This is a genomic window from Paenibacillus sp. J22P15 (assembly GCF_056269345.1).
The window spans coordinates 957369-973260 of the sequence record NZ_JBWDNT010000001.1 but is presented as its reverse complement, the minus strand read 5'-3'; the positions used below and the strand labels follow the sequence as shown (position 1 = coordinate 973260).

The window sequence follows — 15892 nt, the reverse complement described above, 5'->3', positions numbered from 1 at the left end:
TACAATAAACAAATGCTATTATGATGCTCGTTTAACAAAACAACCAACTAAAAACTATATAATACACATGAAACTACTATTTTAGAGGAGTGATCGTGTTGTTTTGGAAGTGGAGAAGTCGTTTAGCGCTAATGGTTGTTATTGCAGTGCTATGTTCCAATGCAGAGGGTTTCATTCGGTCAGTGAGTGCGGCTGATAAAGTACAAGCACCTGTAGCTTCGGTTGCTGGCGGTCGTTATGAGGAAGCGAAGGAAGTGCTGTTAAGCTCCGCTACCCCTGATGCTAGCATCTACTACACACTCGACGGTACACAGCCAAACGAGAAAAGCTTGAAATTCGATAACAAACCTATTCTTATTTCGAAATCAACGAATCTTAGCGTCGTAGCAATGAAGGACGGCGAGTTCAGTAATGCTCGAACGTTCGGTTACATTATAAAAACTGCTGAGAAGCCCTTGCTGAAATTTGTAGCGATGTCCGACGTGCATGTGGGCTCTCGCGAAACGGGTGATCCGCGATATGAAAGTTATTTTGATACGATTTCTTCCATCTTCCCTGATCCTGATGCCATTCTGCTCGTTGGGGATCTAATCAACGACAACGGAGGAGACAAGCCGAACGATCACAAAATGGTAAAAGAAATATTCCAGGCTAATCTAGCTAGAAAAAATATGAACGACACGAAAGTGCATATAGCGATGGGTAACCATGACGCGACTGTGGCGAAAGTAGAAGAACATTATCCTTCTGAATGGTTTACAACACAGAAGAACGGCTATTATGAAACGCAAATCGGCGGCTATTATTTCTTCTTTCTAAACGGCAACAATTACAATTCGGACACTGGCCAACGAAATTGGCTTAAAGGAAGATTAGCTGAAATTACGGCTGATCCGCTTAGCAAGAACAAACCGATCTTTGTAGGTATACATCAGCCGATCACCAATACGGTTATGGATGGTCAGCAGGCATCTAATCCGAACTTAAACAGCGACTTAGCGGGATACCCGCAGGTTATCACATTGTCAGGGCATTCCCATTTGACGAACAGCGATGAAAGATCCATTTTTCAAAAGGATTATACCGCTCTGAACTTGGGTTCGATGTCTTACATTGAAACGGAGCATGGTTATTCTGCCGTAACGGATGCAGGGCTAGTTGGCAGATTTGAATTTCCAGTATCGCAAGCTCAATTTATTGAAGTATATGCGGATCGAGTTGAAGTGGACAGAGTCGCATTTAACGCCGATTCAGGAGATATTATGGCGAATTGGACGCCTGTGCCTCCTTTCAACAGTACAGGAACATTGGCTGGTGAGAAATGGGTAATTAATCTAAATGGAGCAACTAACGAGGAAATCAAAGCTGGTTTCAAGTATACCGCAGCGAACAGAAATAAAGTGGCTCCAAAATTCCCAGCAGATCCAGAACTGAAAGTGACGAATCTCGATGCGATTCCTAAGCTGTCCTTCCTTCAAGCAAAGGATGACCAGAATATGCATCATTATGAGATTACCATTACAAATAGATTGACGGGAGTTGCTGCTAAAGCGGTTAACGTCTTCTCGGATTATTTTTTCACACCTATTCCGAATGCGATGAACATTCCGTTAGATGGACTTGATCCACAAACGCCATACACAGCACTAATTACTGCAGTAGACAGCTATGGCAATAAATCTTCTTCGATTCAGCAAGCGTTTCGAACGGGAGGGACACCTCCAGTGCTTACGCCAATCGATCCTGAAACGATGTGGAAGGAGCTTGTTGTCGACATGAAGTTCGATGACAATCTAAATGATGAAGCAGCTGGAGTAACAGGATCAGCGATTTCACGCGGCAGTGTTACATTCGTTGAAGGAAAAGGGAATAATGCTGTGTCCATTCCAGCAGGAAATGGGAACCATATCGATCTTGGCAATCGCAGTGACTTGAAGTTTGGAAACGGCAGCTTTACGGTATCGTTCTGGCATACAGGCAATTTAGCTGGGGATCAGACGGTGATTTCCAATAAAAACTGGAATAGCGGCGCTAACATCGGTTGGTATATCGGTCCAGCCGTGGCGAATGCAATGACGCTTAACATTGCGGATGGTTCGAAACGAATGGATACTTCGGCGGGCAGTGTAGGCAAGGAGTGGCATCTGTTTACCATCACTGTTGACAGAACGAACAATGTAGGCAAAGTGTATGTGGATGGCGTAGAGAAAGCGTCGAAAGATATGTCAGCACTTGGCGTAAATAGTATTGACACTGCGTTTAACACGATTATCGGTGCGGATGGCAACAAGGGGAACGGTGGAGCAACGATTACAATGGATGATTTGAAAATTTGGAAGAGGACGCTTTCTGGGGTGGAAGCAAAAGCTCTTTCTGATTCGTACAAGGTCATCAATCTGTATACGTTTGAACAATTGACCGCACTCAAAGCTGAAGCTTTGGCGTTTGAAGCTGCAATTCATTCAATTGTCGGCGTATCGTATCCGGCTGCTAAGCTGAGCGAGCTTCGTGATGCATTAAACATGGCATCGGCACTTACGTCCAGCAGCCCTGCTAACGAAATAAATGAAGTTTATGTGAGCCTTATGCTTGCCTTGGAAGCAGTTGAACAGTCTGCAGAGTACAACTTTATTCCAAAGTCGTCATTTTCAATCGATTCCTTCAGCTCTTATGCAGCAAATGAGAACGCAATTGCATCCAACATCCTAGATGGCGATCAGACGACCATTTGGCATTCCAAATGGGAAGCTCCTGCCGCAGAATTCCCGCATTGGGTTATTTTGGACACAAAGAAAAGCCACAGCTTGAGCGGTATTCAAAGAACGAGCAGGCTAAGTCAATCCGCTCTGGAATTTCCGAAGGATTTCGAGATTTATGCCTCGGATCGCTTATCCGATTTGAGTGATGAAGCCTTCCTTGGGAATGATGCAAATAAAGCGGTTGGCTCTTTCGGAAAAACTTGGACAGGAAACACTTATAAAGATTTTACGCCGTTAAACAAACAAATTACTGGCAGGTATATCAAATTTATTGTAAAGAGCACCTACAATACGACAGGCAGCTTCACGAGCATGAGTGAAATTGATTTTACAGGTGCAGAAGTAGTCGCAAAAGAAGCAAAGACAACGCTGAAAGGCGATGTGAAGGCTTCAACTGGCAGTTCTATCGAATTGACTTACGGATTGGAAAATATTTCGGACACAGTCATTGCTCAAGACATTACGCTCGAATATGATCCTTCTAAATTAACCTTTGTCTCGGCAGCCTCCATGCATGAAGAAAATTTCCTTATTCCCGAATATCAGGATACGAATGGACAGCTAAGGCTGCTAACTGTTCAATTAAATGAAGCACAAGCAAACGGAAATGGCGATTGGATGAAGCTCAAGTTCCAAGTTAAACCGGGTGCTTCAGTCGGGCAAACGGAAGTGAAGGTCAAAAATGTTATTTTGTCTGACAGCGTGGAAGAGAAAACGATAGGCAATACTTCTCATGCTATTGAAATTACAAAGGTTCCGGGTGATAACAATCATGATGACAAGGTAAGCATCGTCGACTTGGCGATTCTCGTAAAATCGTACGGAGCAAAAGAAGGCGACAGCAACTGGGATATGGTTAAATCCGGTGATTTGAATAATGACAAAATTATCGATATTCTCGATCTGGTTGAGTTGGCTAGATTGATCATGAATTGGAATAATTAAAGGATTATTTTTTGCCTAGCAAAAAAAAGGGAGGGAAGGCGGCTTGACCGTCTTCCTATCTTCCTGAAGAACTAAACAGACTTAAATTCCGTCTACAGGAGATGACATAACATGATTATTGGCGTACCGAAGGAAATCAAAAACAATGAGAATAGAGTGGCAATCACGCCGGCAGGTGTCGCTGCTCTCATTAATAAAGGTCATGAGGTGTGGCTGGAGACAGGTGCAGGCCTTGGGAGTGGATTTACGGATGAGGATTATATAGAAGCAGGTGCAAGGATTGTGCCGCTGGCTAAGGAGGCGTGGGCCTCTGAACTTGTGATGAAAGTGAAAGAACCGTTAGCTGAAGAATTTGTATATTTAAGGGAAGGGCTTTTGCTTTTCACATACTTGCATTTAGCGGCGGAGCCTGCCCTTACCAGTGCGCTAAAGGAAAGCAAGGCTGTTGCGATCGCCTATGAAACCATTCAAGCGGACAACGGATCACTTCCGCTCCTTACTCCGATGAGTGAGGTTGCTGGACGGATGTCAGTGCAAATTGGCGCCCAGTTTCTAGAATGCTCAAAAGGCGGCAAGGGTGTACTTCTAGGAGGTGTACCGGGTGTTGCGCCCGCCAAAGTAGTCATTATTGGCGGCGGTATCGTAGGGTCGAATGCGGCGAAAATGGCTGTTGGTTTAGGCGCGGATGTCACCCTTCTTGATATTAATTGTGATCGTTTGAGGCAGTTGGATGACCAGTTCCAGGGTCGTTTGAAGACGTTGGTATCTAACAGCTATAATATCGCCGAAGCGGTTAAAAGCGCAGACCTGCTCATCGGAGCTGTCTTACTGCCCGGAGCAAAAGCTCCTGTCCTCGTGACGGATGCAATGGTACGAACCATGCAGCCGGGATCAGTCATTATTGACGTTGCTATCGACCAAGGAGGCTCAATCGAGACGATTGATCGCATAACGACGCACAGCAGCCCTACTTATACGAAGCACGGCGTCGTTCATTATGCTGTAGCGAATATGCCTGGCGCCGTAGCGCGCACTTCAACCATCGCTTTGACGAATGTGACGCTTCCGTATGCGCTCGATGTGGCGAGTCATGGGTTTATGCAAGCCGTCTCGAATAACAAGGCATTAGCTAGAGGAGTAAATATGATAGACGGAAGAATGACTTGTCCTGCGGTAGCTAAAGTGTATAACGAAACTTGCGAAAATATTGATGTAGTGCTGGAAGAGCTTTTGGCGCGAATGTCTTTACAAACAACAAGCGCAGCACCTTCAGCTTAACTACGGCGTCGATCAGCGAGATCATCGCGGTTATTATGATCTGACATGGTCATCATCCTCTTAAAAACAATTTTTAATTATTGTGTACCAAATTTTGTGAGAATGATGTGTGTTTATGCATGAAAATAAAATAATGTGCTGGTTCATAGACATCGCGCTTGTCACGAAATCGCCTCAATGGAGTAGAGATGAGGTTAGATGAGATGAGATGAGTGAGACGAGTGGGGGATTAGATCTAGAAACTAGATCTAAATTCGCCAAACAAGGCAAATCTGCACAAATAGATCTAGAAACTAGACTAATTAAGTCTCGCGCGCCTCGATTGTGCCTCAAAAGCTCATGTGTTGAGGATTTAGATCTAGAAACTAGATCTAAATTCGCCAAACAAGGCAAATCTGCACAAATAGATCTAGAAACTAGACTAATCAAATCGCGCGTGCCTCGATTGTACCTCAAAAGCTCATGCGTTGAGGATTTGATCTAGAAACTAGATCTAAATTCGCCAAACAAGGCAAATCTGCACAAATAGATCTAGAAACTAGACTAATCAAATCGCGCACGCCTCGAATGTGCCTCAAAAGCTCATGCGTTGAGGGATTAGATCTAGAAGCTAGATCTAAATTCGCCAAACTGGCTCTAGGGTATACTTCTCTACATTTTTTGCGCGCTAATGCAGCAGGGACAATAGGGAACGAATAAGAAACCAAAAAGACCCATAGAATGGGTCTTTTTGATGGGCATTAACGAGCTTCGCCACAATGCAGTGATAAAGTTTACATTATGCCCTTTTATTATGATTTATTAGTAACCGCCGCCGAAAACGCCACAGCTACAAGAGATAATCACCAACAGAATAAACAGCACAAGGATAAATCCGATGCTATTGTTAGCACCACCAACAAAACCTGACATATACATTCACCTCCTTGCGACTTGACTACACTGTAAGTTATGCATAACATGAGTGCAGTGACTGGATATATGTCTCGTAGAGACATTTTACCCGTATCATTAGCCTATAAATTTGGTGAGGTTATAATCAGATGTGAAACTAAGCGCGCGAGTTGCAGCTACAAGCGATAATAACCAATAAAATAAAGAGAACCAAAATCACACCAATATTGTTGGACATTATTCGAAAACCTCCTCTTATTTGAGTTCTATATAAAATATGATTTTTATCGTTAGTTTGCTTGTGTGTTTGTTACAGAGTCATATACTCAGTGTCAAACGTCTTTAGTAGCTTTTACGCTAATCGCGGCAACTGCAAGCAATAATCACCAACAATATAAACAGTACGAGAATAAAACCAATGCTCTTATTTCCATCAGACATTAAACATTCACCTCCTTGTTTCTTTCTAAAAAAGTAAGTTTAAACATTGCTAGAGCTTCACTAGCTCTGGATACTGTATTAGTAGCCTGCGCCGCAACCGCCGTTATAGCCTCTGACATTGTTTCTATCGTTTCTATTCTCGTCGTTGCGTTCATTTCTTCTTTCATCGTTTCTTTCATTTCGGCCTAAAATGCCACTACCACAAACGACTATTACCAATAAAATGAAGAGAACTAAAATCGTACCGATATTATGAGACATTATTCGAAAACCTCCTCTATTTTGACTACTGTATAACATATGATTGGTTATCTTTTATTGATTGTGTGTTTGTTACAGAGTCATATATTCATTGTTTTTAGTCTAGTGAAGGGTTAGAGATAAGGGAGAAACACTGCTCAGAACGAGGACATTATTATTAAATTTCTTTAATAGAACGAATACTGCTGCTCAATTAGGACTATTATTGTAGCTGTGTGTAACGCACTGCAGATCGCTCAGAATACATATCTATTAATAAGCAGCTAATACATATATATAAGTTGATACTACCATGTACCCAATTTTGTAAAAAAATTGTATTATATCCTGTTGTCGAAATGGGCAGGAATTTGCTCTCGAAACACGAATTATAAGTATATTCGTGTTTTTTGAATTAATTAAGATAAACACCGCAACTTTTCGTTCCCGAGACGGTACAATGCTATATGGCGGTCCGGGAATAATCCGCAGGTGGAGGAGGTTCGCCTGTCTTGACTGATTCCCAATTGATACGAGAGATAAAGGATGGCAATGTCGAGCTGTACTCTGAGCTGATGCGGCGCTATCAACGAAAAATTTTAGCTTTTATCTATCACATGCTAAAGAGTGCAAAGCTTGAGCTGTTAGCCGAGGATTTGTGCTCCGAAACTTTCTATAAAGCATATCGCAGCCTTCATTCGTTCCGTGAATTGGATGCTTCTTTTTCGACGTGGCTATATACGATAGCGCGAAATACTGTACTTAGCGAGCTTCGCAAACAGAAATCAGCGCATGTGTCACTCGATGAATCTGGATTCGAGCCTGTTGCTGCTCTCGATGCGGTTCCTGAGCAGCATGTGCTGCGGAATGAACGGATGGCCATGGTGCGAGAGGCGATAAATAATTTACCAGAGAAACAACGCTCAGCTCTAATTCTTCGGGAATATGACCAGCTCGACTATCAAGAAATTGCTAACATATTAGGACAGACGGTCAGTTCCGTTAAATCGCTGCTATTCCGAGCTAGAGCAAGCGTAAAAACGCAGCTGGAGCCGTATTTCGGTCAATCGCCGCTGATGGATGAATTCGAAGGGATGAATACGAGATGAATTGCAACGATGCGCAAGACAAATTCGGCGATTATTGGGATTTATCTGAGCATGATGAAGATCGGATAGCCATTGATAAGCATCTTCTTGAATGCAAGTCATGTGCGGAACACTTTGAGCTATGGGAAGAGAGTGAGGACATCATTCGATTCCTTTCAGAGGAAGATGAGAATCTCGGTCCTATTGAGCATGTGAATCGCAATGTAATGAACCGCATATATGCTGAGGAATCTTGGCTAATGCCCGTTCCACACAAAAGCTATCAGTTCTCCAAGTCGTTTCGTCGCAATATTGCGTTGATCGTTGCTGCCTGTATGGCTTTGTTTGCAAGTGCTTTTTTTGTATTCATATTTGATAATCAAGGCAACGCATCTCAAGCAGAAATTGCCGAGCTTAGCGGCTTGATGGATACGGCAAATGCCTCAGGCGACGGGATAATAACAGCTGGCTTTTATGCAGAGGTTCCGGTTGCCAGTATAAGCGAGCCATTCGTCTTAAAGGTAATGCCAGCCTTCCCGCAATATTATGTTGCATTATCATTACTTGGTTTGATCATGACGCTGCTTATTTTAAATTGGCTATCTAGAACACGAAGTTAATGCAGATGTATAATAAAGCTCCCTAGGGAGCTTTTGTTGTATCTACTATATATAAAGGAGCTGGAAGCTGTTTGTTAATTGGATTAGTACGCCATGGAAAGACAGATTGGAATGCAGAAGGAAAGATTCAAGGTCAGACGGATATTCCTTTGAATAAAGTAGGTATTGCTCAAGCAATGGCTTTAGCTGAGCGATTGAGCTGCGAAGAGCGGATATGGGACGCAGTTGTATCGAGTGACTTGCAGCGAGCGAGTGCTACCGCACAAATTATTGCTGAGAAACTGAAAATCCCGCTGCTTGAGGGTGATCCGCGGTTGCGTGAGAGATATTTTGGCGAGGTTGAGGGGACAATTGAGCAAGAGAGGCATGAACGATGGGGGACAGAATGGCGTGATATCGCCAAGGGTGTTGAGCCTAACGCTGAGGTCAGAGCACGGGGATTAGATGCTATAAACGAATGGAAGCAGAAGTACCCAACTCGTAATTTACTCGTTGTTTCTCATGGCAGCTTTCTAGCGCAGGTGCTTGAAGAAATATGTTCGGGGCTGGAGGACCAATATTTATCAAACCTGTCATACTCTATTCTGGAGCTGCAAGATGAGAAGTGGCATCCTAAGCTATATAATTGCACCATTCATTTAAACGAAGCATAAGATTCACCGAACAAAGCTCTGCCCTTATTTTGTAGGGGCGGAGCTTTTTTTTGTTTAAACCCTTACAAATTAGGTTATAAAACGATAGATATTTTCCCATAATGATATCAACTGACGCTTATCCATTACACAATACCCTTACGAAGCGGGGCGCTTAGCAAGTAAAAGCGGCTTCTGTAGAAAGGAGAGAGCTATGAATTTATCGGATATGCTAGGTTATGCAGATATACAACAACTTAGCAGAATTGCAGATGTTTACCGCTGCGAATGCAACGGGCATTCCAAAAACGATTTGATCCAATCCATTCTCTCTACCGTAAGTAGAAATGATGTTTTTGAAGCGCAAATAAGCAGCATGAAGATGGAGGATTTACGTTTCCTTAACTCATTGCTGTTCGAAGCACGAAACTCCTTTAGTCTGGAGGATTTGCTTGCTCGCGTACAGCACAGCAGATTCGGGGAAGAAGTCATCAAGCCGGAGTTAGACTCGCCGAAAAAAACAAAACGCACGAAAAAGAAGGAAGAAGCAGCAGACAAGTCACTAACTCCGCGAGAAATGATAGCCAAATTTAAACATCAAGGCTGGTTGTTTAACGGTTTTAGCGGTCCTAGCAGGTATTTGTTTCAAGTGCCAAACGATTTGAAGAAACGTTTTCGCGATACACTTGCCAGAAGGTTTGCTGCTGATCTGCAATATACGGATGAGCCGCCAGTGTATCGTGATGAGCAGATGCTTATTCATGACGACATTACACATCTGCTACATTACACCTTTCATAATGAAGTACAGCTAACAGCAGACGGCTCGATGTACAAACGATTTACACTACAGCTGCTTGACCGTTTTGGTGTTCAGGAGGAGCTTCCTGCGAAAGGTGCTTGGCGATTTGGATACGGCAGACATTTCAATCAATATCCGAATCGATTCTCGTTCGTATACGATTATTGTTATCACACTAAGTATATCAGCGAGAACCAAACTTTATTGACAGTCACAAGTACAGGTGAGGAACGTTTGAATAGTAGGCCTTCAGTTGAAGCGGATCAAATTTATCGATTTTGGCTGAAGCTCTATAAGGGACCGATTACACATCTGTTATCGCTGGTGCATTGGATCAATACGCTAGCAGTGGAATGGGTTACGGTTGAGTCGTTAAGAAATGTGCTTGTTCCTTTTATCAAGCCTTACTTTTATGACGATTCCAATACGATTTTGGAGCAGCGAATTATGACGATGATGGTTCATCTGGGACTGCTGCGGCTTGGTGAGCATCCAGTTCATGGTGCCGTAGTCAGAATGACGAAGGCGGGGCGCGCCATCGTTGAGGGTGTCAGCTTAGAAGAGTCAGGCTCTGTCGTGTTGCATTAACTTGCTATTAAGCTCTTGGAGTGCGGTCAAATATAAGCTACAGTAATAGTATAAGATGATAAAAGACTTGCTATATTTGATCGTTCGAAAGAGGTCGGAAGCGAAAATGTTAATACCATTTAAAGGTGTCATGCCAAAAATTCATGAAGATGTATACATAGCAGACGGTGCAAAATTAATTGGTGACGTGTCTATCGGAGAAAATAGCACCGTTTGGTTTAATGCTGTTCTGCGAGGAGATCTTGCACCTATACAAGTCGGTCATAGCTGCAATATTCAAGATGGTGTCGTCGGTCACGTAAATGTGAATCAACCTTTAATTCTAGCTGATGAGGTATCTATCGGGCATGCTGCTATAATACACGGCTGTACGATAGGCAGAGGCACATTAATTGGAATGGGGGCAATCGTACTTAACGGCGCAGACATTGGTGAATATGCTTTAATAGGAGCCGGTTCGATTGTTACAGAGAATAAAAAAATACCATCCTATACTCTATCTATCGGTTCACCCGCCAAAGTCGTAAGAGAGTTAACAGAGGACGATCTACTGCGTATGAAAAAAACGATGGAGAGCTACGTGACAAAGGGAGTAGAATATAGGATCTCTTAACGCCGGTTTGGAGGTGTATCCTATGGACAAAATGAAAGTAACGTATGAAGCAATGCTAGGTTTGGCCGCGGAGTTTGTGCTTGATGATGCGGTTTTGAAATTTCAAACCAACCAGATTTATACGGCAATTGACAAAGCACTGGCCGCAGGTGACGAGGATACGTTTTACCGTCTTGCGAAACAGTTAAATGCTTTAAGAAGATAGCGAGTGTCGTTCTTTTCAATTGAATGACGATGCTGGCAAGAAGCTTTCCAATCAAAAACGGACGATTGAGTTCGGGTTTGATACTGGGGAGCTTTTTTTTTTGAATATTAAGGTTTGGCAATTATTGAAAATGGAGTTAACATAGAAGCTGTGCTGTTGACAAATGCTGCAATTATGTTAAGGAGTGAGAAGTAAAGCGATGAAATTTAGTGAAATATCGAGAGAGCAATGGGAGGAATTAAGTCCGTACTTGGATACCTGTCTGCTGCCGGTGACTGGAATGCCGTCTTCAGCAAAGCCTTATGAGGCGACAGAATGGCTGGAGGCGCTCAGGGACATAATGGATTTAATAGAAATACCTTTTAAAGGACGAGTGGTTACCTATCCTGCCTGGCATTACATAGCCGATAGTGAGCGTCTTGCGGAGCAATTAAATGAATGGTGCACTGCTGCGAAGCGCGGTGGATTTCGTTATGTCATTGCGGTAACCGCAAATAAACAATTAAATATTGATTGTGAAGAAGTTGATTTATGGTTTAGACCTAACGAGGAAGGCGAGCTGCCACTTCAAGCCGATGTTTCAAATGCTATTCGAAACTTATGGAGCGGACAGGCTACATGAAATTCATAAAATTGTCGTATATTATTAATGAATTTCGGGAAAAAATAATGCCAGACAAGGACAAATGTGACAAAATGATAACAAATTATTGAACGATAATTTGATAAATGTTCAAATATGAAGCCATATTCTTGACGCTCCCAAGCACCTAAGCTATTATAAGTTATGTCCTAGTTCGTCATGTGTTTTTGCCCTGCGGCAAGACGCGAGATATGGTTGGCAAAGGGGGTTAGAACAGAAGATGAGTAACCATGAACAACACGAGACCGCGCATCGACCGGTTCAGCGCAAAGAAATGTCCCGGCGTCAGTTTTTGTCATATACGCTTGGCGGCACAACCGCATTTATGATGGGCGGCGCAGTATTACCAATGGTTCGTTTCGCAGTGGATCCACTCCTTGTAAAGAAGGGTGAGGGGACATACGTAAAAGTAGCGGAAGAGAGCAAAATTACGAACGAGCCACAAGAATTTAAATTTAAAATTCATCAGATCGATGGTTGGTACGTAAGTGACCCGGAGCTTGCAGCTTGGATCTCGAAGGATGCAAATGGCAAAATTTTTGCACTTTCACCAGTATGTAAGCACTTAGGTTGTACGATCGGATGGAACACAAAAGGTCAAAATGAATACGATTGTCCTTGTCACGATGCGCGCTACACGAAAGACGGGAAAAACATTGCAGTTTCCCCGGCACCACTGGATGAGTACGAAGTAAAGATTGAAAACGGCTTCGTTTACTTGGGTCCAGTAATGCCGAATACGAGAACGAAATAAGGAGGTCGTATGACAGATGTTTAAAAGTGTTTACAACTGGATCGACGAGCGTCTCGACATTACGCCTCTGTGGAGAGATGTAGCTGACCATGAAGTGCCTGAGCACGTTAACCCAGCGCATCATTTTTCCGCATTCGTTTATTGTTTCGGCGGTTTGACGTTTTTCATCACAGTTATTCAAATTTTGTCCGGTATGTTTTTGACTATGTATTATGTTCCAGACATTATCAACGCGTACGCAAGTGTTGACTACCTGCAGCATAAGGTCGCATTCGGTCAAATCGTTCGAGGCATGCACCATTTTGGGGCAAGCTTAGTTATCGTTATGATGTTCTTACATACCCTTCGAGTGTTTTTTACCGGTTCTTACAAGGCACCGCGCGAAATGAACTGGGTTGTCGGAATGCTGATCTTCTTCATCATGTTAGGCCTAGGGTTCACAGGTTACCTGCTTCCTTGGGATAACAAAGCTTACTACGCAACAAAAGTTGGTGTCCAAATTGCTGAATCCGTACCAGTAGTCGGACCGTATCTTGCTTCATTCCTATACGGGGGCGATATCGTAGGCGCGCAAACACTAACTCGTTTCTTTGCGATCCATGTATTCTTCTTGCCTGGCGCTTTGATTGCAATGTTGGCGGCACACTTTATCATGATTCGGAAACAAGGTATTTCGGGACCACTTTAAGCGAAGGGAGGCTTACTTATGGCGCATGGTCATAATTCGAATGAGAAGGTTGTCTATGTAGGCGACTCGCGTGTTAAGAAAAACAACCATCCAAACATCCCACCTGACTACACGTCATTCCCAGGTAAATCGGAAGCATTTATTCCGAACTTCCTGCTTAAGGAATGGATGGTTGGCTGTGTGGTATTAGTTGGATTTCTAGTATGGGTTATTGCTGAGCCGGCACCGCTTGGCTATCCAGCAGATCCTACGAATGCGGCATTTATACCAATGCCTGACTGGTACTTTTTGTTCTTGTATCAATTTTTGAAATATCCGTACGTTTCGCAAGATTACATCTTGCTTGGTACGGTTGGTATTCCAGGAATTATGTTTGGCGCATTGATGCTTGCACCATTCTTGGACACAGGCAAGGAGCGCCGCTTCTACCGTCGTCCAATCGCTTCTTCATTGATGGGCCTAACACTTGTAGCATGTGTTTACTTGACAGTTGTATCTTGGGATCACTACCAACATCAACTTGAAATTAACGGTCAAGTGCCAGAGCATCATGAACGTGAAGAGAAGGCTCGTGAAGCTGCTTTAGCAGGTCAAGAACGTCCGAACTACACGAAGCCAGCCGTTGAGGCATCCCTTGTAGATGCGAATGATCCGGCAATGAAGATTGCTGAGCAAGCAAAATGTATTTCTTGTCACGCTGCTGATCTGAAGGGCCAAGGATCTGTTCCTAGCTTGGTAGGCGTTGGTGACGTTTTGTCGAAAGAACAGCTTGTAGAAATCGTTACGAACGGTCGTGGCGGTATGCCTGCTTTTGCTGAAACTTTATCTGCTGAAGAAATTGACCAGCTAACAACATGGCTGTCCAAACAAAAAGCTTCCGCTGAATAAATTGTTGGAGGAAACCTGATCGTATTACGCGGTCAGGTTTTTCTTTGAATATAAGACCTTATAAAGATAAAGCGAAGGAGAAGTGGTTCGTCATGCTCGCTTTTTTTTGGAGCCGTGAATTTTTGCTCAGCCGATCATTTTTGTGGATGCTTTTTATTGTCAATTTCTTTGGTACGGTTTATGGATACATATGGTATGAAGATCAGCTATTGAAAACGCTAAACGAGCATCCGTTATGGAGAATCGTTTTTGTTCCTGATTCACCAACTGCAAGTCTGTTCTTTACAATTGCACTACTTTATTTATTGTTTCCGCCTAAACGCCCTAACGGCCTTGCGATAATTGGACGATATATAATAGAAGCTTTGGCTGTTGTATGCTCGGTTAAATATGGCATTTGGGCAGTATCGATGATCGTAGCGGGAGCATGGCAGGGGGCTGAGTTGAATTGGCAGCATTATATGCTTATTGCCTCACATTTAGGTATGGCGTTTGAGGCCTTGCTTTTTTTCCGTTTTATGAAAGCAGGAGTTCTCTCTTTAGCCATTGCAACTGGCTGGCTTCTTATGAACGATACGGTTGATTACACATTTGGTATATTTCCGTATCTTGCAAACGAATTATACGACGATCTAACAGCTGTACGTACGTTTACATTTGGTTTGTCGCTCTTTAGCTTTGGGGCAGCACTGCTCGTTTGGCGTTACAGAAAGAAGGCATAAGGTTGGACATCCCCTCATAAAGTCTACTATGGGGGGATGTCCATGAAGATACGTTTTATTATTCCATTCGTCATATGTATCGTCATGACGATAGGTTGTGCTAGTACAGTATGGGGAAGCAGTATGTGGCTTAATACAAATGCAAGCCTGTTATCACCAGATAAGGCAAATCAACTTGAACGAATGGATGATATTGCAGGCTTATTATATGAAGCAGCATATACAAATAATAGACAAGCCGCATATCAATACGTCCAGCAGCTTCAGCAGGTTGTGAGCGGTAAACTTCAGTATTCGCTTGGAAATGCCGATGGTTGGTTGGCAGTAGAACAGGATGCGAGCACTATTGAGAAAGCGCTTATTAAAGGCAATGCAGGGACAAGCTGGTTTCTTGAAGCAGCACGCATTAGATTGGCTGCTGATGCGCTCATAAGGCCGGATCACGCTTTGTGGCTGCAATATGAAAAAGTTATGCTGGACGATCTTTCTCGTGTAGAGAAAGCGTGGAAGCGTCAATCGAATGATGGAGCGGTGGCTGCGCGTGCGGTAATGACTAGCTTGGAGAAGCATGCCGATCGGATTAAACCTACTGTGAGTATGCTTTATGGTAGTTATCACGAAATAGAGCTGGAAGAACGGATTCAATACACTAACCGACTATTAGAAGCTAACAACATCCATAATAATGCGCGGATAGAACATTCTTTGCTTGCGTTAAAGGAAACATTGATTCGATTGTTTGATCAGAATCATGCTGAAGATGGCATTCCTGCTGTGGCTGCTGTTCCTATTGCAAATCCTCTTCGCTGGACGTTCTTTCTGGGAGCTTTCATTTCGGGGATTCTTACTTATTCAGGATGGAGAAAATACAAGGACAATCCTTTTGGTGTCAAACCGATTTCTTGAAAAAACACATGGAATCTATACGTTTGCATCGATCATCTTCACATCTTTTGTTGTGATAAAAGCTCAGAAGTCGATATTGCGTATATTCGTTTTTAGATGGCAAATTTCTTGCCACTGGACGACGCAATAGGCGACTTTTTTGCTGTCTAGAGAAAGCTTTTGAAAAACATTGATTTTGTTAAGCAA

General features: G+C 43.1%; 17 protein-coding genes. 14 read left to right on the top strand and 3 right to left on the bottom strand.

Going from position 1 to position 15892, the window contains the following annotated elements; all coding sequences use genetic code 11:
- Positions 1 to 98 precede the first annotated feature (98 nt).
- Positions 99 to 3704: a chitobiase/beta-hexosaminidase C-terminal domain-containing protein gene (locus tag AC0YN6_RS04560; RefSeq protein WP_475745429.1), complete on the top strand. Its 3606-nt coding sequence runs from the start codon at positions 99 to 101 to the stop codon at positions 3702 to 3704.
- 111 nt (positions 3705 to 3815) lie between these two features.
- Complete coding sequence (gene ald / locus AC0YN6_RS04555; RefSeq protein ID WP_475745428.1) at positions 3816 to 4982, top strand: alanine dehydrogenase; 1167 nt, start codon at positions 3816 to 3818, stop codon at positions 4980 to 4982.
- Positions 4983 to 5783: 801 nt separating this feature from the next.
- On the opposite strand, the gene AC0YN6_RS04550 is transcribed toward ald, so the two are convergent.
- The 3 genes from AC0YN6_RS04550 to AC0YN6_RS04540 all read right to left on the bottom strand — a co-directional run bounded on the left by AC0YN6_RS04550 (position 5784) and on the right by AC0YN6_RS04540 (position 6578).
- Positions 5784 to 5894: a YjcZ family sporulation protein gene (locus AC0YN6_RS04550; protein WP_475745427.1), complete on the bottom strand. Its 111-nt coding sequence runs from the start codon at positions 5892 to 5894 to the stop codon at positions 5784 to 5786.
- 339 nt (positions 5895 to 6233) lie between these two features.
- A complete protein-coding gene (gene yjcZ, locus AC0YN6_RS04545; protein ID WP_475745533.1) occupies positions 6234 to 6317 on the bottom strand; it encodes a sporulation protein YjcZ in 84 nt (27 codons plus the stop codon).
- Between the two features lie 78 nt (positions 6318 to 6395).
- Positions 6396 to 6578 carry a hypothetical protein gene (locus tag AC0YN6_RS04540; RefSeq protein ID WP_475745426.1) on the bottom strand — a complete coding sequence of 61 codons (183 nt, stop codon included), beginning with the start codon at positions 6576 to 6578 and terminating at the stop codon, positions 6396 to 6398.
- 491 nt (positions 6579 to 7069) lie between these two features.
- Here AC0YN6_RS04540 and AC0YN6_RS04535 point away from each other — a divergent pair, with 491 nt between their 5' ends.
- The 12 genes from AC0YN6_RS04535 (at position 7070) to AC0YN6_RS04480 (ending at position 15706) form a co-directional block, all read left to right on the top strand.
- Entirely contained in the window at positions 7070 to 7666 is a 597-nt protein-coding gene (locus AC0YN6_RS04535; RefSeq protein WP_475745425.1) for an RNA polymerase sigma factor, read from the top strand.
- Positions 7663 to 8265, top strand: coding sequence for an anti-sigma factor (locus AC0YN6_RS04530; RefSeq protein ID WP_475745424.1), 603 nt, complete (start codon positions 7663 to 7665; stop codon positions 8263 to 8265). Before AC0YN6_RS04535 ends, AC0YN6_RS04530 begins: the two co-directional genes overlap by 4 nt.
- Before the next feature lie 71 nt (positions 8266 to 8336).
- The gene (locus tag AC0YN6_RS04525) at positions 8337 to 8918 is read left to right on the top strand and encodes a histidine phosphatase family protein (protein WP_475745423.1); all 582 of its coding nucleotides are present in this window, start codon (positions 8337 to 8339) and stop codon (positions 8916 to 8918) included.
- Positions 8919 to 9111: 193 nt separating this feature from the next.
- Entirely contained in the window at positions 9112 to 10287 is a 1176-nt protein-coding gene (locus tag AC0YN6_RS04520) for a hypothetical protein (RefSeq protein ID WP_475745422.1), read from the top strand.
- 106 nt (positions 10288 to 10393) lie between these two features.
- Complete coding sequence (locus AC0YN6_RS04515; protein ID WP_475745421.1) at positions 10394 to 10900, top strand: gamma carbonic anhydrase family protein; 507 nt, start codon at positions 10394 to 10396, stop codon at positions 10898 to 10900.
- A 22-nt stretch (positions 10901 to 10922) separates the two neighbouring features.
- The gene (locus AC0YN6_RS04510; protein ID WP_475745420.1) at positions 10923 to 11105 is read left to right on the top strand and encodes an IDEAL domain-containing protein; all 183 of its coding nucleotides are present in this window, start codon (positions 10923 to 10925) and stop codon (positions 11103 to 11105) included.
- A gap of 199 nt (positions 11106 to 11304) precedes the next feature.
- Positions 11305 to 11727 carry a DUF2487 family protein gene (locus AC0YN6_RS04505; protein ID WP_475745419.1) on the top strand — a complete coding sequence of 141 codons (423 nt, stop codon included), beginning with the start codon at positions 11305 to 11307 and terminating at the stop codon, positions 11725 to 11727.
- A 241-nt stretch (positions 11728 to 11968) separates the two neighbouring features.
- Complete coding sequence (locus AC0YN6_RS04500; protein ID WP_475745418.1) at positions 11969 to 12502, top strand: Rieske (2Fe-2S) protein; 534 nt, start codon at positions 11969 to 11971, stop codon at positions 12500 to 12502.
- Between the two features lie 16 nt (positions 12503 to 12518).
- Positions 12519 to 13190, top strand: a complete 672-nt coding sequence (qcrB, locus tag AC0YN6_RS04495) for a menaquinol-cytochrome c reductase cytochrome b subunit (protein ID WP_475745417.1) — start codon at positions 12519 to 12521, stop codon at positions 13188 to 13190.
- An 18-nt stretch (positions 13191 to 13208) separates the two neighbouring features.
- Complete coding sequence (locus AC0YN6_RS04490; protein ID WP_475745416.1) at positions 13209 to 14078, top strand: c-type cytochrome; 870 nt, start codon at positions 13209 to 13211, stop codon at positions 14076 to 14078.
- Positions 14079 to 14170: 92 nt separating this feature from the next.
- A complete protein-coding gene (locus AC0YN6_RS04485) occupies positions 14171 to 14800 on the top strand; it encodes a DUF1405 domain-containing protein (RefSeq protein ID WP_475745415.1) in 630 nt (209 codons plus the stop codon).
- 42 nt (positions 14801 to 14842) lie between these two features.
- The gene (locus tag AC0YN6_RS04480; RefSeq protein ID WP_475745414.1) at positions 14843 to 15706 is read left to right on the top strand and encodes a sporulation protein YpjB; all 864 of its coding nucleotides are present in this window, start codon (positions 14843 to 14845) and stop codon (positions 15704 to 15706) included.
- Positions 15707 to 15892 lie beyond the last annotated feature (186 nt).